This window comes from Paenibacillus sp. UNC217MF, assembly GCF_000686865.1.
Taxonomy (GTDB): Bacteria; Bacillota; Bacilli; order Paenibacillales; family Paenibacillaceae; genus Paenibacillus_B; species Paenibacillus_B suaedae.
This window is the reverse complement of the sequence record NZ_JMLT01000013.1, coordinates 36,176-56,342: the sequence shown is the minus strand read 5'-3', so window position 1 is coordinate 56,342 and position 20,167 is coordinate 36,176. Positions and strand designations below refer to the sequence as shown.

The following is a 20,167-nucleotide window of genomic DNA, read 5'->3' as shown; positions in this document are numbered from 1 at the left end:
GCCACTCTATTTTTTCTTGTTCATACCGAAAAAGCGTTGGAACATCTCGGACGTATCTATCGGATTCCCCGCGTTCTTGCCGCCGTTCTGCATTGGCTTCTTCGTTTTCGGATCAAAGCCGAAAAATCGCGCGAAATTGGCTTCCACGTTCCGTGGATCAAAATTCGCCCGTTCTCCTGCCGCTTCTCCAGAAGCTGCATTTCTCCCTCTTGAATGGGTAGATTGATGATTTCGTCCGGAGTCTCGCTCCATGCCACCCAGCTTATCATCATAAGCCTTCCGTGCAGCCTCATCCTGAAGCACCGCGTAGGCTTCATGAATCTGCTTGAACCGTTGTTCCGCCTCGCTGCTTCCCCCATTTACGTCGGGATGATACTGCTTGGCGAGCCGCCGATATGCCTTCTTCAATTCTTCAGGCGATGCATGCCGCTGTACGCCCAGAAGTTCATAATAGTTCGTCATTCGCTTCGCCCCTGCCTTTCTAACGGTTTTCAACAAAATATTGCAATGGCTCTCATGAATTCCCCAGTGTACCGGATAAAAATATTAAGAGGCTGTAAGCCTCTTAATATTTGTTGTCCGCATTTCTGCCACCAGAACAGGTCGTACCTGCTTATACCGGGTAACCGCCGTCGATTGTAGCCAGTTCGGTTTTGTCTTTCTTTTGTTTGATGTACAGCGTGAATGTACCTACGCCTTCCGTGTCCCCGTAAGTTTCGGAGTAGTCAACCACGAATGCGTTCGGGAAATACACTTTGCGCACCACTTGATCCGCAGCGACAACCTCAAGCGTCACCTTGCGGTAGCAGTCCGCCTTCTCGGCAGGAACGAGCGACCACAATGCCAGCTTCTTCGTGTCGTCAGCGTTGTCACCGTCAGTCGCCGTGATAATTTTGCCGGAAATACGCAGCGTCGCGCCCACGTCCGTCGATCTTGCGTTGGAATCATTCGGTGTGTCCGTGTCATACACAACTTTCTGAATGTTGTCCATGCCGAGCTCGATCGTTTCTGCGCCTTCTACTCTAAGTATGAATCCCATGAATTTTGCCTCCTTGAATGAAAATAATTTAGGTTCCGCAAGCATGGAATGCTTACGGGATTTATGTTGGAAGGCGCGCTTGAAGCACGCCTCTAACATACGCTTCCATATGCCAGCCAAGCTTCTAATCATTAGGCTTTAACAGGCGTAGTGCCCTTCGTGATCATGACTTCGAGATTCTTCACATTGCCGTTGAACACAAGATCGATATGGCATAGATTGCTCTTGTCGTCTATCACATAGGACATGTCATCCCCGTCTTGAATGATCGAGTTGACAAAGCCGCGCGTACCAAGCCACTTGCTCCTTTGGCTGCTCGGATTATTGCTGAAGAATTTCACGATGTTCTCATGCTTGAAGTCACCCGTCTGGAAGCGGAGAATCCGCTCGATATAGGTGCTGACAAGCGTTTTGTATATGGAATCGAAGCCATTCTCGGTCAATGCCATGCTTCTGGCCTTGTATACCGTGATTCGCTTGATGTCTTTATCCTGAAGCTGCGCATTCTCGGAAGAGAAGACGAAGCCAAAGTTTTTATAATTGATCGCGTCTTTGATGTTATTCGTAAATCCAGTAATCTCCTTCGCCATCGTCGTAACCGCGCGCAGCGCATGGTCGCTTGCTTCAATATCGAAGCGTACGCCCGGATAGTCACGGCTGACGTTCTTGAACGATTCGCGCAAATATTCCGGACACTGATAGGCAGCAACGACCCCGGCAGCAACATAAGCGGCCCCTACGTACACGCCCTCGATCCACAGCTTCAAGATGTCTTCCTTATCTTGGGACAGCTTGACGCCGTCCTCCGTGTGGAGCATGCGGCTATCGATGACAACGCCGGACTTATCCTTCGGAATAATGGTGAAGTTCGGGATGCATGGAATAGCGAACTCGCTGTATTCCTTGCGAACCATGCTACTGCACTTGTCGATATACTTATCGAGTCCGGTGGTTGCCAGACTGTTGAAGGTCGTCTCTTCTCCAGATTCGAAGTTGAAGAATACCTGCACCTTATAGTCCTTCACGACCTGCAGGAGCATCGACAGCGATTCCATCGTGTTGCCCTCCTGCTTCACGGTCTTGCCGTTGCCGCGGAAGCGTTCGCGGGACACCTTCACCTTGCCGGCCGATTCCAACTCGACGGACGGCACAATCCCGAACCAGATCGTGTCGGAGAATTCATTCTTCGAGTTCACCGTGTTCAGATACGTCTCCAAGCGCGGAATATTGCTGCTCTTCACGGTCATATCCAGCTTCGCGTTCGTGATGAGCATGGACGGAAGCATTCCCTTGTTCTTGGTCGCATACTGATCGAAGAACATCCGTACGCCCAGTATCTTCTCCACGAGCGGCTTGACTGTTTTTACAAAGTCATCCTTCGCATTCTTGTAGAACTCCAAATACGTATTATAGTTTTGTACTTCCGTCTCCGTATCGACCTCGTTATGTACCGCTGGCAGCGGACAGAATGTACGCACTACCAAATCCTTCACGTAAGAAGACGGCGTCTCTGTAATGGATTCATAATCTTCGCCGAACACGTTCGAAAGCTCGGTACCGCTGTTGTCATCCAAGAGCATCAGCTCGGTATTATCGCTCTTCGGCGCTTCAATGATCTTCAATTCGCCCGACTCACCGATCGTCAGCATGCCAATCTGGATCGCCTCGGCTTGATTCTCCTCCCGCGAGCCGCCCAGCAAGAGCCGTGTCTTGATATCTTCAATCGCGAGCGGCAGCATTGCCATCACGTTGTTGTAATTTTTGCTGGCGTCCTCGAACATCCCGTTCAGCTTATCGCCCAAATCAAGCTTCTTCGGATCCCCTTCATCCAGCTTGTCATACTGGCCGTACAAGTAATGGATTTCCTTGCGCACTTGGCGAATATCGTCCATCACCTTCTTCGGCGAAATCATGTCGAGCAAATTCTCGAACTTGAAATCGACGTTCGTAATTCCCTGACTGCGCTTCGTATCGATCAGGGTGAACAGCATTTTCAGGAAATCATTGTTCTGGTCGATCTTAATTTCCGAAATGCAGTCCTCGGCAATTCCTTCCGGCTTCTTCAGCGTATACATCACTTTCTGATTGGCCGCATTGTAGAACGAATACACGCTCGGAGAGAACTTGTCGAGGAACTCATCAAAGCTCCGAACAAGCAGGTGCTCGTTCACTTCCTTGATCTTGTCGTCACTGAGGCTGTCGATTCCTTTGACATCGCCTACGATGGTCAGCAGATCCAGCATTTCCGGGTTAATCTCCTCGAAAAGCATGGCTCGGTTCGTTTGACTGATAATGTCCATAATGTCAGCACAAAAACGGCGACCAACTTAACTTACGCTTGAACGCATAAGCTAGGACTGGTATGCACGCTTTATGCTTCCTCCTCTCTATTTCGTTGCAATAGTCTTCTCGCACTAGATATGCAAGAGAAATCATACCTTCGCAAATACAGTTTCTATAATTTGGGTGATTAGTTCTATTTAAATCTTAGAGAGAACATCCCAAATTTGTCAATATTATTTATATATCGCTCAAATTCGCTATAAATCCCCTTGATTTACCCAAATCAAGAAAAAATTTTGTCGTTTGACCTTCATTTTTTGGTACTTATTTCCGATGATTTTAAATAGGGTGACAGTTCCAAATTCCCAGCACCATAGACACCGTTCCTCCTTTTCCCAAATATTTCGGTATAATCTAACAAATACTTTATATCACAACAAAAAATATTTATATTTTTTGTTAAAAGGTGGGTATATAGCTTTTATGTATAGACGAAGTATTTTCAAATCTATGATTTTCCTGCTTACGACCTGCTTGTTATTTCTAACGTCATCATCCCTAATACCTATTCGCACTTCCCTAGCTCAGGCCGATTCAGCACAAGGAATCGATGCCGTATTCGTCATGGACGTCAGTTATTCCATGAACGAGACCGACAAGGAAGGCATTGCGTCGGAAGTCGTCAATATGTTCATGGACATGAGCGATTCGGAACGCACGCGTATTGGGTTCGTTGCCTATAACGACAGAATCGTGGCCTCGGAGCCGCTAACTTCGCTCGCTGAGCCCAGGCAGAAGGAGAAGCTGAAGCGTCAGATCAGCAGCTTGCGCCGCTATGGGTACACGGATCTAGGCCTCGGCTTGAAGAAGGGAGCCGAGATCGCTGGGAAAGGAACTGGACAAGGCCATAAGCCATTCATTATTCTGCTGTCCGACGGAGGCACCGACTTCGGCAATACTTATACGGGCAGAACAATCGCCGACTCGAACCAGGACGTAGAGCGCGTCATTCAGCAGGCGAACAAGCAGGGATACCGTATTTACACCATCGGCCTGAATCATGACGGCTCGGTGAATGAGAAGCAGCTGAAGACCATTGCCGCAAAGACCGGCGGCACTTCGTATGTCACGACAAGCGCAGAAGAGCTGCCTGATATATTCAACCGCATTTTCGCCGATCAAATCCAATCCGTTCTCGTACCGATCGCCGCGTTAACTGCGACTGGTGGCATGCAGGAAGTAAAGGTTCCTCTTCCGAACTCCAGCATGTCGGAAGCCAATCTCATTCTGTTGTCTCAGAGCCCTTTGCTGGAGTCTCAGCTCTATAACAGCACCAAGAATGCGCGATTCTATAAATCCGGCAAATATACGTTGATGAAGATTCCCGAGCCGCGCAAAGGCGAGCTGCTATTGAAGTTCAGGGGAATGACAGGCGATGTTGTAAAGGTGAACCTGCTTGGCAGCTATAACATGCGAGCAGTCGGGGAATTGACTTCCAAGGAAGCGACGAAAGGACTGCCGACAGCCTTCGCGGCTCGCTTGTATTCCCTGTCGAACAAGCAGCCATTGGAAGATAAGGATGTATACATGGACGTACAGGCAGAGCTTGTTATCACCAATCGGCAGACGAAGCAGAAAGAACGCGTGCAGATGACGAACAACGGGACAGGCTTCTCGGCGGAGCATCGCTTCCGGACATCAGGGAAATACGACTGGACTGTCGTCATGAATGGGCCTCATTTCTTCAGAGAAACCGCAGGCAGCATGCTCGAAATCGTCAATAAAGCACCGGTATTGTCCGGACAGAATCAAATTGGCATCGTGAAGGAAGATGGCGAGGCGAAGCTGAATTTCGGGGATTATTTCACCGATCCGAACGGAGATCAATTGACGTACAAGATTGTCTCCAGCGATCATAAAAATCGAATGGAGGCACGTGTCGACGGTGCGACGCTCTACCTGTCCCCGCTGCATTCCGGATCTTCGGAAATAACCGTAACGGCAACTGACCCTGAGGGGGGAACGGTTACTGGAAAGCTGTACGTGAAAATTTCTTCGGTGTGGGAACGTTATTGGATTATCGGAGGCTGTGCGTTGGCTGCATTGATTGCCTTATTCGCACTATACGTGCTGCTGCGTCCAAAGCCGACGTTCACTGGGAGGCTGGAAGGGTTCTTCTTAAATACGGCAAGCGGCAACGAGGTTCCCGTTAAATACTGGCCACTCACTTCTTTCGGCAAAACGCGAAAGGTGAGCCTGCAGCAGCTGTTTGCCCGCCTGGATGTGAATGAGCCATTGCCGGAAGCCGCCCATATCCTATTCGAGGCTGGCAAGAACGGCACGCTCCGAATCAAGCACCGTACCAACTGTACAGTAGCGAAGGGACGTACACCCATTAAGCCGAACGATACGGCAACGCTTGAATACAATGATAAGCTGTACATTACGTTCGAGGATGGGATAACGGAGATCGAGCTGCGCTTCAAAGCTGTTAAACAGGGCGCTGTATCGTATGCGGATTCGTCTGCAATGTCACGCTAAATGAAATCAACAACCCGTAGGGACAACGGAAGTAGATACAAATCAGGGGCCGATTCAGTTCATTAGAACCTAGATTTCAATAAGTAAATAAGAGGAGGCTGTCCGATGTGGGACAGCCTCCTCTTTATTTATTAATAAGGCATCGTCATGCCATGTTGCGCTTTATGCAGCAAATCCTATAAATGCCACCTAGCACACTATATTGATGTAAATCGTACAACATGACCTGTTGCAAACGTAGTTGCACCTACATCCTACTTCTAAGCCTGCTTGCGATCATCCTGCTGCCGCGCCTTGTGCTTGCCGAGCAAGCGCTCAACCATTGCCAGCAGAATTCGTTCCGCATGCAGCGCGGCCTTCATCTGCTTCATGGAAGCATGCCTCTTATCTGGGCGAACCGCTAGTCCCTTGCGAATAGTGCGCTCCATCAGCGGGCTGACGCTGCGGTTTAGGCTTCTGACCGATTCCAGATTATCCTGGAACAAGCGCCTCGTCACATCATTCGGCGTGCGGCCGCTTAGGCAAAAATACATCGTAGCTGCAAAGCTGTATACGTCGGACGTGATTCCCTGCTGCGATTTTTCGGAATAGAATTCAAGCGGCGAATATCCCGTGCTCGTAAAAATCCGATGACCCGTCTTCTCATAGTATATAGCAGAACCGAAATCGAGCAGCTTCGGCTGACCGTCCTCTCCAATGATAATGTTCGCTGGCTTGATATCGCGATGAATGATGCCTTGCGCATGGACATATTCAAGCGCAGATGCAAGCGGCAGTATCGTATCGCGCAGGAAATCGGCCACGGAAACAAGCCTGCCTTCTTCAACAAACCGCTCAAGCGAGATGCCCTTGCAATACTCCATAATCATATAATGCGTCCCGTTCTCCTCAAAATAATCCACAAGGCGAACGATGTTCGAGTGGCTCAATTGCTGCAGCATCTGCGTTTCCATCAGGAAGGCCTCCCGCAGCTCAGCATACTGCCGTTGAACAGAGGGTACACGGCACAGCACGGTTCGCTTGTCCAGATCGCGAAGAGCTACCTGCCTCGGGTAGAACTCTTTCACGATGACCGCCGCCCCGTCCTCCAGCTTCCGGCCCGCATAAACATTGGCCAGCTCACTGCAAGCGATTACTTTCTTCACTTTATAGGAATGATGAAGCACAACATTTCGATTCAAACAAATGCCAGCATAATCCGGTTTCACGGTTTCCTCCAGAAGCTCTGGCCTGACTGGGACGTGGAAGTTGCATCGTCCGCCAGCAGACACGTAGTATCTATTATTGTAACACAATACCCAATATTTGCTATATAAGATTTATATGGTTTATTGAATTCTATGAGATAACGATCAAGAGAGATAATGCTTTGACCTTCAATCTTTTCCCATGATATAATTCGGTCATTCTTTCCAATGAGGTGAAATGGATGTCATTCCGCAACGTTCGAGGTATGTAGGTTCCGGGCTGGGTCAAAACGCGTACCAGCTATCAAGGGGATAGTCTGCCCTTTTAAGCCTAACGGAACAGAGAGCCGCGCAACGAAATGGAATCCATTCAGAAGGATATGCAGTTGTACAGTTCCTGCCGATCTGACAACTCGTATGCCCATTAATTTCACATACTATTGGAAGGCGGAATCTATATGAACTCTTTCGATTACAAACAATTTTATGATCAAGTAGGCAAGCTGAACGGTTGGGATTTCAGTCAAGTGAAATCAACTACAGAGGGGACGAATTGGGAGTTATTCCATGAGGCTGGCAAGCTGTGCGCCAAGTCGGACATCCTGCTCGACATCGGTACAGGTGGCGGTGAATCTGTGCTGCCGATCGCAGGTCAAGTGCTTCTGCTCGTTGGAATCGATGCTTCTGCAAGCATGGTCTATACGGCACAAGCGAATCTGGCAGCATCTAAGAAACCCAATGTGCGCTTTATGCAAATGAATGCAGTGCAGCTTATGTTCCCAGATCGACACTTCGACATCGTCACATGTCGACATTCCGAATTCAATGCCGCAGAAGTTGCTAGGGTATTGACGGACGATGGCGTGTTCCTTACCCAACAAATCAGCGAAGGCAACAAGCTCAACCTGAAGCAGGCATTCGGCAGAGGACAAAGCAACGGCGTTGAATCCGGCACCTTGCTGCGTCGATATCAGAAAGAGCTTGGCGAAGCAGGATTCATGAATATCCAATCCTATGAAATCAATCTGACACAGTATTATCAGACCGAAGAAGATCTGATGTTCATCCTTACACATACGCCAACGATACCGAACTTCGGGCAACTCGAGGACGATATGCGCATCTTCAAGCAATTCGTTGCCGACAATAGGACGGACAAAGGCATTCGTACGAATGAACAACGGTTCGCCATCGTTGCAAGAAAGCATTAATCCATCATACGACTTGAGCGATGACTCTTATAGACCATCCTTGCGCATGTAGGATTATTTAATGATAACTGTCGCACTTTATATACAATTCGTCATATAAATTAAAGCAGCCAAGGGATTCGTCCCCCTGGCTGCTTATTTAGATCGGCGAGCTTCTATCGATGTACAATCTAGTCATGATTCACCTTATCTTGTACAGCATTCGGATCTCGCCTTATTGCTCGCGCTTTTCCCAGCTCCAATAATATTTCATCTCTCTAAAAGCAACATCCCACAATGTTTCATTTCCTTCAATGGTTATCGTCAGCTCATTGGCCTTTTCGAGATAAACTGTGAATATTTCCGGCTCATGGCGTTCTCCAGACGCAGACAGGAACTCATGTCCATCAACGGACACACTTACTCTCCCCTGCAACTCCTTCTGATCGGGAACTCCATAAAACAAGGAAAGATAAAGCTCTTTATTGCCTAACGTATACGTATACGTTTCCCTATTTTTGCCTTCGATACTATACACATTATATTTGGGTTCTACGGTTTGACCGCCAATTTTGAAACTGTATGGTCTTGTGCCCGTTGATGTATTTCCGGTGCTGTCTATCAGTTCGTTCAACGCCACAAAGGGACCCATTTCTTGGGTGAACGCCTTGTCAACAATCCCGAAGCTCCCCCAAACCACAGTCATAAGGACAACAATGAAAATGCCCGTGGCAGCTATACTTTTCCGGATATTATTTGTACGAAAGCCAAGTTTGTACGCCCAGAATCCGATTGCTGCGCCTAATGAGTTTTCAATTACGTCGTTAATATCGAAGGTGCCGAGCAACGTTAGTGCCTGAATCGTTTCAATCACGAGAATGGACAGGATGAACAATGCAATGAATCGAATAAAACTCGTTCGATATAACAACGGAATCAATATGCCAAAAGGAATGAAAGCTGCAATGTTTCCAATAGCCACAAAGTCCATCAGAGTAGGATGTAGAAGATCTGATACACTTGGCAGCCTAAAAAAACTGTCCGGTATAAGAATAAAGGTGTAACCATCCTTTTGATCTATGGTACCTACTCTACCGAAAGCTAGAAATATAAAATAAAGAATCAAAAATGTATAGCATATGGTTATTCCCAACATAATCTTACGCTGCTGTTTAGTCATGGTTTACTCCTTTATAGCCGATTTTCATAGCTATGCTGATGGATATCATGTTATCTGTCTAAAATGACTTTCAAGTGACAGTGAAGGTGACAATTTAGTCACTTACGGAGCGGAGATAAATCACTTTTTACCGTATATGAATCTCCTCAATTACTTGTATAAAATAAAAGCAGCCAAAGGAATTTATCCCCTGACTGCTATCTTACGTCACGATAAGATTACCGATAAGTCACCGTTGAACCGCAATACTCACAAGTTGAGGTGGAGCTAGGAGATACACTCGTTTGTGCGCCGCAGCTAGAACATGCAATCATTTTGGGCAGCTGTGGTGCAGTCTGTGGTACAATCGAACTAGCTGCTGCTTCTATTTCTGCACGACGAATCGGCTGTGCTGGAGGAAGCTCAACGATCTCCTCAATTGTTGGCGCATACGAAGGCATTGGCACAGGCTCCTGTGCGAAATAGGCTAGATGCTCTCTTCTAAAGCGTTCCCGTGACCTTTTCTCCAATCCTGATGCTGCCCACCAGAGCAATACCCCCGGTGTGAAAAAGAGAAGCGCAAAAATAGCTGCCAACATGAACTTATCTCCTTGTGTAGACCAGTTCACGATCATACCAAACCATACGATCCCATATAAGAACATAAGAAATCCCCCTGCAAATCGCAGGAATGATTGGAAGGCCATGCTAGGCGGATTAAGCCCTAGCTGTCGCAATTGCTCGCGTTCATCTGCTTTTTTCTTCATACTGCCTCCAATTTTTCGGAGCACCAATCCAGGCAGAAGAAATACAAGCAGACATATCATTAGATAATCCTTCCGAAACATAGATCGATCCATAAGCATCCCAAGGATACTAAGTACAAGCGCAAATATGAGAAAACCGCCGCAAAATTTCAAAAAAGAACCGATCTTTCCCCTCATTCCGCTAAACCTCCTATCACCTATTACACCAAACCATCACATTCCGTATAGTTCATATCGCTAAAGACGGCATTCCGATTCATATGGCCCGCCATTTACAGGCATATAACACTCATTATAAATAACATCCAATGGAGAGGCCAACCTAATTGTGGGAAAAGAAATGCAGAACAAAAAGAAATAGACCTCCAGCCAAGCTTGCCATGACTGAAGGTCTAGAGAACTTGCAAAAATGAACATGCATCCGAATGCGAATCTGCAAATCTGCGAATTTACGAACTTGCGAACTTCACTTGCCGCACTGCTGGACATTCTCTACGCTCTAGCTCTAGGGCTCAGGACATTCCCTCCCTGACGTTCTTCTCTTGCAGCTTCATCCGATATTCAAGCGGCGTCATCTGATTCTGCTTCTTGAAGAAGCGAATAAAGGCCAGTGCAGAATTATAACCAAGTGCGGACGCGATCTCATTGACCCTCTTCGAGGTATTGAGCAGCCATTCCTTCGCCTGCAGATTGCGATAATCATTGATGTAATCGGATATCCCGATGCCTGTCATTTGCTTATATAGTCTAGATAAGTAGGAAGGATTCAACCCTACCTCGTTCGCAATCGCAATCAGCGAGATATCATGGGTTAAATTATTGGCAATGTACCGATGGACTCGCTTGATCAGTTCTCCCGGAACCTGTTCTTCTCTTCCTTCTTGCCGCTCGAACATGAGATCAGCGAGTTCCCAGAAATATTTTTTCAGATCGAGCCATGTGAATGACTCCTTCTTCTGGTACAAGAAACTAATATCCATCTTCGCGCCGACCTCTTGCTTCAACTTCGGATTCTCTCCTAAATGGGATAGGAACAGCGCCGACAAGGAATGATACAACGCCATCTTCCGAGCATAGCTGCTCTCCTCCTCATTGTTCCAATCCTTCGTGATGCGCAGGAACAATTCATAATACTCCTTGCGATGATTGTTCTCCAGACATTTCAGCAGCAGTTGAATTCGGTTATGTTGAAAGTAATCTTGCGTATCCGTACCGTTCCCGCACTCTTGCATTTGCAGAATATCGGAATCCGTCAAAATAACTTCTTTAGGCAGCCGCTCCCCTGACACGAAGCAATACTTTAGCATCTGGAATCGTTCCGCCACACTTGCCCATTCCGTCGATGTACTGCTGAGTGCGAAGGATACCGTTACTTGCAGAAGGCGCTGACAGGTCTGTTGAATCATGCCCATGACTCCGTTCAGGCGAGCCTGTGATGACTTCCACACTTCCGACTCGGACATCACACCTTCATGAGACTCATAACTGGAGTAGGAATAGCTATGATTGCCGTCTTGCGTCATTCGCGGCTGCAGCAGCCATACAAGCTTGGAATGCTCGAATGGGCAGGAGAAGCATTCCATATACGGGGTGACATACTCCTCGACGATATTCTGAACGCCATACAGCAATAAGGATTTATCAAGTGAACTGAAGGAATTCTTCCAAGCATCCACCTTGCCAACCACCATCATGACAGGTAGATCCGCGCGCAGCGGAATATCATATTCTTGAAAATGACGTTCAATCCCTCTCAGCATCTCCGCCTTGCCCTCTAGAAGCTCCCACACATATTCTCTCTGCAGCAGCGGCAGCGCCTGCCGCATCCGATAATGCGCCTGCTCCAGCCTGCGCATCTGCTCACATTCCTTGTTAAGCTGAGCAATGGCCCGTTCAACGGCAGCAACAATCTTCTCATCGCTCTCAATTTTCAAGATATAATCGAATCCGCCAAGAACCATAGCACTCTGGACATAGTGGAAGTCATTATAGCCCGTCAAGAAAATCACTTTACAGTTCGGCCAACTCTGCTTAATATTTTGAAGCAGCTCAATCCCTTCCAGGCCAGGCATTTTAATATCAGAGATAACAATATCTATGGGCGAAGCGGACCTGCGCATCATATCTAATGCCTCTTCACCCGAATACGCTTTCAAAATATCGAGCTCAAGATGTTCTATGCCCTGAAATAACTCTAGCAAACCATCTACAATAATAGGCAAGTCGTCTACGATGAGCATTCGTCGCATGCCGATCTCCTCCTTTATTCAAGCCCCAGATGTATACGTACCTTCAGTCCGCCAAGTTCAGAACGCGACAATTTCAATCCATATGAATCTCCGTAGCGAAGCTGTATCCGTCTGTGTACATTAATTAGCCCTGTCGTCTCATCGATGTGATTGGTACAATTGGCAAGGCGATTGCAAAGCTCATTCAGCTTCTCATCGTCTAAGTCATCTCCATTATCTTCGACACTGATCACAACTCCATCTTCAACCTGTTCGCTGTGCACCCACAACTCTCCTGCTCCGCGCATATTGCCGAATGCATACTTATAGGCATTCTCAATGATCGGCTGCAGCACAAGACGCGGTACGCGTATTGGCTGGCTCTCGATGTCGAGGAACACTTGAATCCGATCCCCGTAGCAGATCGATTGCATCTCTACATAGGTCGAGGAATGCTTCACTTCCATCTCTAGCGGAATTTCATCTTCATCGTTCCGGGTAATGAAATGAAAATACTCGCCGATATACAAGCAGAATTGGTATGCCTTCTCTTTGTCCTCCGACTTAATAAGCCGGCACAGTACAAAGAAGCAATTGTACAAGAAATGGGGATTGATTTGTGATTGAAGCCGCTTCAGTTCCGAGCGCTGGCTTCGAATTTGCTGCTCGTAGTTCTGTTCAATGAGTGTTTTCAACGAGTGCACGGTATCATTGAACGCCTGATACAAATATCCGAACTCATCATGGCCGCGATCAATCGAGACCGGCGTTAGGTTCAGTTGCTTCACCCGCCTGAACGCATGAATGAGCTTCATGAGCGGTCGATACATGAGCTTCATTAAGGAGTAAGAGAAAAAGAGCGCTGCCACCACAGCCAATCCACATGCCCACCAGAACCATTGCCGATACTTCTGAATCGGCCCCAGAACGGTTGATTCCGGTATGCAGGTCACAGAGTAAGAACTCCATACAGCGGAGTATTTGTAAACCGTCAAATACCGCTCCCCATCATACTCTACGATATCGTAGCCTTCTTGCTTCTCTTCCTTCCATTTCTGTTGAATAAACTCCTTCATTGAATCGTACAGTGTCGATTGCTCATTGCTGCGAATATCCCATTCGTGCTCCACATTCAGCAGCATCGTCTCTCCATTCAGAGAGCCCGCAATCTGATCAAGTGCTTCCTTGATCTTCCTAACGGACAGCTCTGCACCGACCAAATAGATTGGATCCTTGAAAGTAGTCGTCGGGTATTGCAGGGTAATAAACAGTCGATCGTTCCAGTATATGAACGGCTTGCTGTAGAAAGGACTCTCATGCTGCATGGCAGCAAATTCCTCTCGATTGAGCGTCGTATCATATTGCTGACTGAGCAGCGTACGATCAATTTTCGGTACGTATGCCTTGGCTTCGCGGATAAACGGACTCGAATTCTTCATGAGCTCCAATCGCTTCTGAATAAGCGTAATGTTGTTGGCCCGCTCGTAGGCGGTCAAGTCCGTCCCTAGTGCAGCTAACTCCAGTAAATCGTTGTCCGTTACATAATTCGGCAAGTAACGGATAATTCGTTCGACTTCCTTATCGAGCGAGTCGAGGTAGAAGCTTGTCGTATTTAAGGTAGAACGCGATACTTCAAGCTGAATGCTATTAGCTCCCCGCTCATTGATGAATAACGTAATCATCATGAGGGGGAGCAATACGATTAGAAATACAGCCATGATCTTCATGAAGATGGAAGAGTCTTTTAAGCGGAATAATAGTTTCATCGTATTTTCTCCCTACATTTGGAGGTTTCGGCTACTATTATTCTTTGACACTTCCCATTACAATTCCTTTAATGAAGAATCGCTGTAAGAATGGATATATAATTAGAATTGGGAATGCAGCAACGAAGATCTGAGCTGCCTTACTTGTACGGTCAGACAGCTTCTGCATTAATTCAATTTCTTCAGGCTTCAGGTAACGCAGATCCATCTTTATAATGATCGACTGCAGGAACGTTTGCAATGGATATTTCTCAGGATGACTCATCAACAGCATACCGTCGAACCAACTATTCCAATGCCATACCACCGTAAAGAGTCCCGTTGTTGCCAATGCCGGAACCGATAGCGGGGCGTAGATTTTCCACAAGGTTGTGAAATGCCCTGCACCATCAATCTTCGACGATTCCTCCAGCTCCTTCGGTAAGCCGCGATAGAAGTTAAGCAACAGAATGATATTGAATACTTGAACTGCATTTGGAAGTATCAAAGCCCAGATCGTATCCATAATACCAACGGCTTTCACGGTCATATACCATGGAATTAAGCCACCATTGAACAGAATGGTGAATACGAATATCCATACATAAATCGTTCGCATCCGGAACTGTGAAGTTTCTTTGGATAATGGGTATGCGGTCATGATCGTTAAGAACATGCTGAAGGCCGTACCTAATACGGAACGCTCAACCGTAACCCAGAAAGCTCGCAAGTACTCTGGTCTGCCGAATACGTTCTGATACGCCGCAGTCGTGAACTCCACCGGCCAGAGCATGACCTTGCCTGCAGATGCCGCAGAACCTGAACTGAATGATACGGCTAATATATGAACAAGTGGCATGAGGCATAGTATCGAAATGAGAGCTAGAAATAGAACATTGAATCCGAGAAAGACTTGTCGGCCTAACGACTTTTTCATAACGAAGATCGTCCTCCTTGACTAGAATATGCGGTAATTGGCGAAGCGATAGGCCATGACATATGAAACGGAAATCAGAATAAAGGAAACAGCTGACTTCAGCAGTCCAACTGCTGTGGCAAATCCATACTGCGATTCCACGACACCCATTCGATAGACGAACGTATCGATAATATCTCCGCTCTCATATACCTGCGGGCTATACAAGTTAAAGATTTGGTCAAATCCAGCATTCAATACGTTACCGATACTGAGCGTAAGCATGAGTACGATAATCGGCAGCATACCCGGCAAGGTAACATATAAGGTCTGCTTCCAACGTCCAGCCCCATCAATCTCTGCAGCCTCATACAACGCTGGATTAATGCCTGTAAGTGCCGCCAAATAAATGATCGTCCCGAAGCCAAATTCCTTCCATACGTCTGTAACGACCATGATATAAGGGAACCAATTATTGTCCCCCAAGAAGAAGATAGGCTTTATGCCAAACAACCCCAGCAATTGATTTAAAACCCCGGTAGACGGAGACAGTACATCTATGACTATACCGCTAAGCAAGACCCAAGATAAGAAGTGCGGCAAGTAGACCAAGGTCTGGAACGTCCGCTTCACCCATTCCTTTCGTAGCTCGTTCAGGAGAATCGCAATCGTGATGGGAACAATCAAACCTGCGATAATTTTCATCGACGCGATATATATCGTATTGAAGAATATGCGTCCGACATCTGGGTAATCCAGCAGGAACTTAAAGTTCTTCCATCCCACGAATGGCGATCCCATTAATCCCTTCGTCGGGATATACTTCTGGAATGCCATCATAATGCCCGCCATCGGAATGTAACTAAACACAATGATAAGAATCAGTGCGGGAATGAGCATCAAATGCAGCTGCCATTCACGCTTCCACATCCGAGATAATTGATTCATTCAGCTCCACCTACTTGTAGTTATAATTTATAAAGAAGAGAGTACCTCATATCTAATAAGAACTATCTTCATTGTAGTCTCAGGGCAAATCCCATACCATATACTGGTCTTTACTTCTATATACAACTGTTGCGATTCCACATCTCCTTTATGCTTTAATCTAATAGAATCACTTCCCGGTGAGCGTATTTGCAATCATTTACGGTGCCTGACGCAGAAAAAAAAGAGAGCGGAACATACTCCGCTCTCCCTGTGAAATTATTTATTTGATGCGTACCATTCGTTTACTTCCTTCGTCATGTCATCGCCACCGAGTTTCTTCCAATCCTCAACAAATTTATCAAATTCGTCGATAGGTACTTGGTTCATGATGATCTTAATGAAGAGCTCGTCGCGTTTACGCTTCAAAAGCTCACGTTTTTCCACCATTGTTGGTGTCGGTGCACCATAGAATTTATTACGATGGAACAGGTTGTGCTCCTTCATGTATGGTACATTTGAGACTGCTCCGTTTGGACCAGAGATAAGCATTTCCCACCACATTGAAATATCTTCACCATTTACATATTTCATCGCACGAGCATAACGTGTCTTCTGGTCTTTCGTCTTCAGCAAGCTCTCATCCTTCGTTTCAATTGCCTTAGGCAATACGGAACCATTATCGCTTGCTTGGTTGAACGCCATAACCGGGCTGAGCTGCCAATAGTTATTTCCGCTCTCCTTCATGCTCTTGCCGTACTCGTATACCTTCTGTTCTTCCGTCGGGTGACTATCAATTGCGATCCATTGGTTCAACAATTTAACCATAGCCTCCGGATTCTTCGCTTTCTTAGAGACAACGTTATATTTCTCCGTTCCCAGCTCAATTTGCGTGGATGCTTCCGTACCATCAATGGAGAGAAGGCGGAATGGCTTCCATTCTTGAACAACCTTGCCATCCTTAACCGCACCTTGAGCTAAATGCGCAGGAGTCCACTCTGGGCCGTAGAGTACACCAATTTGGTTATTGAAGATCATTTCAGATTCCTTCATCATGTCCTTAACTGCAAATTCTGGATCAATTAGCCCCTTCTTGAACATATCTTGCAACGAGCGAAGTGCTTCTTTCATTTCAGGCTGAATATCACTGAACATCAATCCGCCCTTACCATCGTCGATCCATTGATTCAAGTAAGCGTGGTATCCATTCATGAATCCAGTGAGACCAAGTGCACCTGTAGGTTCATAAAATTCCTTATTCAATGCCAGACCATATGACTTTCCAGTGCCTCCTGGATCCTTAGCTGTAAACGTTTCCATAATTTTAATCAGGTCTTGCAGCGTTTTCGGCTCAGGCAGGTTCAGCTGCTTCAGCCAGTCCGTACGCACCCATACGAATTGAGGCGTGAACGCAGTTCCTGACTCTGGAATCCCCATCAACTTACCATCAAATGTACCGGATTTCATCTGCAATCCGCCATCACGCATCAAGAATTCTTTCGTTTCATCCGTTGCGTATTTGTCATATATTTCAGTCAAGTCCTGAATCATATCTGCTTCAATCAACTGCTGTAATTGAGCTGGTGTAGCTGGGAAGAAGTCTGGCAAATCGTCAGTTGCAATTGCCATCTTGAGCTTCTCCTGGAACTGAGGCCCACTTACGACACCGTCTACGATCCATTTATTTGTAATTTTAACGCCAACGTCTTTTTCATAAGCGTCATATACAGCGTTCTTGTCGTACGTTTCACCTGCATCAAATTTCAAATACGGATCCTTCGCACGAACCGTAGATGCTTCAATTACTGTGTTTTCTGGTTTTTCAGCTGGTTTCTCTGCTGTTGTATTTTCTGCTGGTTTATCCGTTGTTGGCTGAGAAGTTTCAGCTGTCTTGCTTGTGCAAGCTGTTGCGACGAGACTCAAGATAAGCGTAAGTGCTAGTAACATATTCCGCATTCTTTTCACGTCTGACCCTCCTAATATGTGTATTGAAGACCCACTTCTTATTGTAGATACAGTTCGAAGGGCATTCCATATACTGGTCTTTACTTCTATATACAACTGTTGTGGTGCACATGATTTGTCGCCCGTTGTTCCGCATCCATCTAAATGGAATCTTAGACTATGGTTTCTAGTACAGGCAGATGCCTGTCAGGGAATACCGTCGAAGCGACTTCCCCAATTCGTCTAGCCCCCATTCGTACGTAAAAAGGCTCCGCATGCGGATCGCTATGTACGAGCACCGCGCGTATTCCCGAATCCCTAGCAGCATCGACCATGCGGTTCCATAACGCTTGTCCATATCCGCGACCGATGGCATTCGGATGAATGAACAAATAGGTTACTAACCCCCTATCCCGCTGAGAAAGTTCCTGTTCGAGCGCAATGAATCCTTGGATCTGCCGATTCTCCTCGACGACAAATAATTGAGCGGCTGTAAGGTGCGCCTCGGTAATCGTCAAGTCCTCCCGGCAAGCTTCCATAAATGCTTCATCATAACCCCAGTACGCCTTGGATGCATAAGCAAGCTCACTAAGTATACGAACATCCTGCACTGCGGCTTGGCGTATATACACCATCCCTTGTCTCCCCTTTTATGAATGGTAATTGTTGTGAAGTGCTGCTGCATTCATTGTACCTGACAAGATCCATGGGCGGAAGCTTCGAATCACCTATTCACGTTTGTTCAGACTCCACTTTTCTAGCCCATTGCAATGAAAATCCCCAGACGCATGGAAGCGTTGGGGACAAGTGTACGCATTATTTATTTTTTGTTCACGAGTTGTTCGACAAAGGCGAGCTGCTCATCCACATGTTTTGTTTTGTTGTAGGTTGACGGCACCACATAATCAGGGACAAGCGCTGCTCCTTTGGAAGCATCCGGTCTTTCGAGTTGTCTACTTGACAAATACATGGAAAATTTACTGTTTGGCAGATCGAATTTTACGGAAGCAATGTATGCATTCGCATTTCCTCCAGGCGTTTCGCCAATCACCTGCCCAATCTTATTATCTTGCAAAATCGCCGCCATCAATGATGCTCCGCCATATGTATTTTTGGAGGTAAGTACATACAGTTTCCCTTTAAATACAAGCTCTTTATGAACATTATTATTCTGTGTTGAACGTATTATTTCTGCCATTCCTTCCATGTTCCCTCCACTGTTCGCCACTTGTGAATTATGCGTTACCCCAAAGGATTGATAGTGCTGCACATTCACATATTGGAGCAGTTTCACGATAGCATTCGGATTCCCAGCGAATTTATGATCACGGAGGTCTAGCACGACATTTTCGATTTGATTGTGCTTAACAGAAGAGAAGAACTTTTTTAATTCAGCATCATACACATCATCTGACTTCAGCATATTCATTTTTAATAGAGCTATGTTTTTATCTTTAGCTATATTTTGAGAATAATTCGAAGGATATCCCACTGAAACAGGCTTCACCTGCAACCTAATCGGCTGCCGCAGCTTTTTCCCATCCCTCATGATGGTATAGACAACATAATCTTTATTTTCAATCAAACCTAACTTCTCCAAATACACCTCTTCAGCCAATAGGGGTGATATCTCCAACGAAGCGAGCAAAAACATCTCATTATCACTAGGGATATATTTGCTAAGTTCTTGGGCCAACTCTTCGACTGTTCTGTCGCCAATAGAAATGATTTTATCTCCAACCTTCAAATCTTCCTCATTACTGTGGTAGATATACACTCCATTCTCATACCATTTATATAGAATGGGAATGTTGCGCTTTCGAAAGCTTAAATTGGTTACAAACCCTGAATTGGCATCATGCAGTTGAGCAATAACGGAATGTCCCCAGAAGTAAATATCTTTGCGATATATCTGATCTTTCTTTTCTTTAATTTCCTTCAATACTTGTTCGTATTGGGCCTTCAGTTCCTCTGGTATTCCATTCGCGGTGGCGGGATGTGTGTCCGCAATTTTGTTATACAAAAATTCGATGTCTTTGATCGCTTTTTGCTGCTCCTTCGTTAGAACCGCAGGTTCATGAAGCTGCTTTTCTTTCTTGCTAATCGCCTTTTCCGTAACGCTATCATTCCACGTTAGTGCCGTAACAATCACAATCCCGATAATGGCGATAAATAATAGAAACCCTACTAATCGCATTTTCATATGTTATCGACCCTCTTCCCTAAGTTTCCTATATACCT

General features: G+C 46.2%; 15 protein-coding genes. 2 read left to right on the top strand and 13 right to left on the bottom strand.

Annotation, left to right across the window (positions count from 1 at the left end):
- Positions 1–6 precede the first annotated feature (6 nt).
- The 3 genes from BP95_RS0108835 to BP95_RS0108825 form a co-directional block, all read right to left on the bottom strand.
- Entirely contained in the window at positions 7–462 is a 456-nt protein-coding gene (locus tag BP95_RS0108835; protein ID WP_021255434.1) for a J domain-containing protein, read from the bottom strand.
- 151 nt (positions 463–613) lie between these two features.
- Positions 614–1,039 carry a hypothetical protein gene (locus BP95_RS0108830; protein WP_021255435.1) on the bottom strand — a complete coding sequence of 142 codons (426 nt, stop codon included), beginning with the start codon at positions 1,037–1,039 and terminating at the stop codon, positions 614–616.
- A gap of 131 nt (positions 1,040–1,170) precedes the next feature.
- Complete coding sequence (locus BP95_RS0108825) at positions 1,171–3,339, bottom strand: hypothetical protein (protein ID WP_028531936.1); 2,169 nt, start codon at positions 3,337–3,339, stop codon at positions 1,171–1,173.
- A 466-nt stretch (positions 3,340–3,805) separates the two neighbouring features.
- Here BP95_RS0108825 and BP95_RS0108820 point away from each other — a divergent pair, with 466 nt between their 5' ends.
- Complete coding sequence (locus BP95_RS0108820) at positions 3,806–5,863, top strand: VWA domain-containing protein (protein WP_051614029.1); 2,058 nt, start codon at positions 3,806–3,808, stop codon at positions 5,861–5,863.
- Between the two features lie 260 nt (positions 5,864–6,123).
- On the opposite strand, the gene BP95_RS0108815 is transcribed toward BP95_RS0108820, so the two are convergent.
- Positions 6,124–7,071 (bottom strand): serine/threonine protein kinase, encoded by a 948-nt coding sequence (locus tag BP95_RS0108815; RefSeq protein ID WP_028531934.1) that lies wholly within the window; start codon positions 7,069–7,071, stop codon positions 6,124–6,126.
- Between the two features lie 437 nt (positions 7,072–7,508).
- Between BP95_RS0108815 and BP95_RS0108810 the strand changes: the two genes are divergently transcribed.
- Positions 7,509–8,261: a class I SAM-dependent methyltransferase gene (locus tag BP95_RS0108810; protein ID WP_021255439.1), complete on the top strand. Its 753-nt coding sequence runs from the start codon at positions 7,509–7,511 to the stop codon at positions 8,259–8,261.
- Positions 8,262–8,475: 214 nt separating this feature from the next.
- Here BP95_RS0108810 and BP95_RS0108805 read toward each other — a convergent pair whose 3' ends face one another.
- The 9 genes from BP95_RS0108805 to BP95_RS0108765 form a co-directional block, all read right to left on the bottom strand.
- On the bottom strand, positions 8,476–9,420 hold the full coding sequence (locus tag BP95_RS0108805; protein ID WP_028531933.1) for a VanZ family protein: 945 nt from the start codon (positions 9,418–9,420) through the stop codon (positions 8,476–8,478).
- Positions 9,421–9,638: 218 nt separating this feature from the next.
- Positions 9,639–10,343, bottom strand: coding sequence for a hypothetical protein (locus BP95_RS0108800; protein ID WP_028531932.1), 705 nt, complete (start codon positions 10,341–10,343; stop codon positions 9,639–9,641).
- Between the two features lie 335 nt (positions 10,344–10,678).
- A complete protein-coding gene (locus tag BP95_RS0108795; protein ID WP_028531931.1) occupies positions 10,679–12,415 on the bottom strand; it encodes a response regulator transcription factor in 1,737 nt (578 codons plus the stop codon).
- A gap of 14 nt (positions 12,416–12,429) precedes the next feature.
- The gene (locus tag BP95_RS0108790) at positions 12,430–14,160 is read right to left on the bottom strand and encodes a sensor histidine kinase (RefSeq protein WP_028531930.1); all 1,731 of its coding nucleotides are present in this window, start codon (positions 14,158–14,160) and stop codon (positions 12,430–12,432) included.
- A 37-nt stretch (positions 14,161–14,197) separates the two neighbouring features.
- Positions 14,198–15,076, bottom strand: coding sequence for a carbohydrate ABC transporter permease (locus tag BP95_RS0108785; protein WP_021255444.1), 879 nt, complete (start codon positions 15,074–15,076; stop codon positions 14,198–14,200).
- A gap of 21 nt (positions 15,077–15,097) precedes the next feature.
- Entirely contained in the window at positions 15,098–16,003 is a 906-nt protein-coding gene (locus BP95_RS0108780) for an ABC transporter permease (protein ID WP_021255445.1), read from the bottom strand.
- 258 nt (positions 16,004–16,261) lie between these two features.
- Entirely contained in the window at positions 16,262–17,938 is a 1,677-nt protein-coding gene (locus tag BP95_RS0108775; RefSeq protein WP_021255446.1) for a type 2 periplasmic-binding domain-containing protein, read from the bottom strand.
- Between the two features lie 161 nt (positions 17,939–18,099).
- A complete protein-coding gene (locus BP95_RS0108770) occupies positions 18,100–18,561 on the bottom strand; it encodes a GNAT family N-acetyltransferase (RefSeq protein WP_021255447.1) in 462 nt (153 codons plus the stop codon).
- 185 nt (positions 18,562–18,746) lie between these two features.
- Positions 18,747–20,129, bottom strand: a complete 1,383-nt coding sequence (locus BP95_RS0108765) for a S41 family peptidase (protein ID WP_028531927.1) — start codon at positions 20,127–20,129, stop codon at positions 18,747–18,749.
- Between the last annotated feature and the right edge of the window lie 38 nt (positions 20,130–20,167).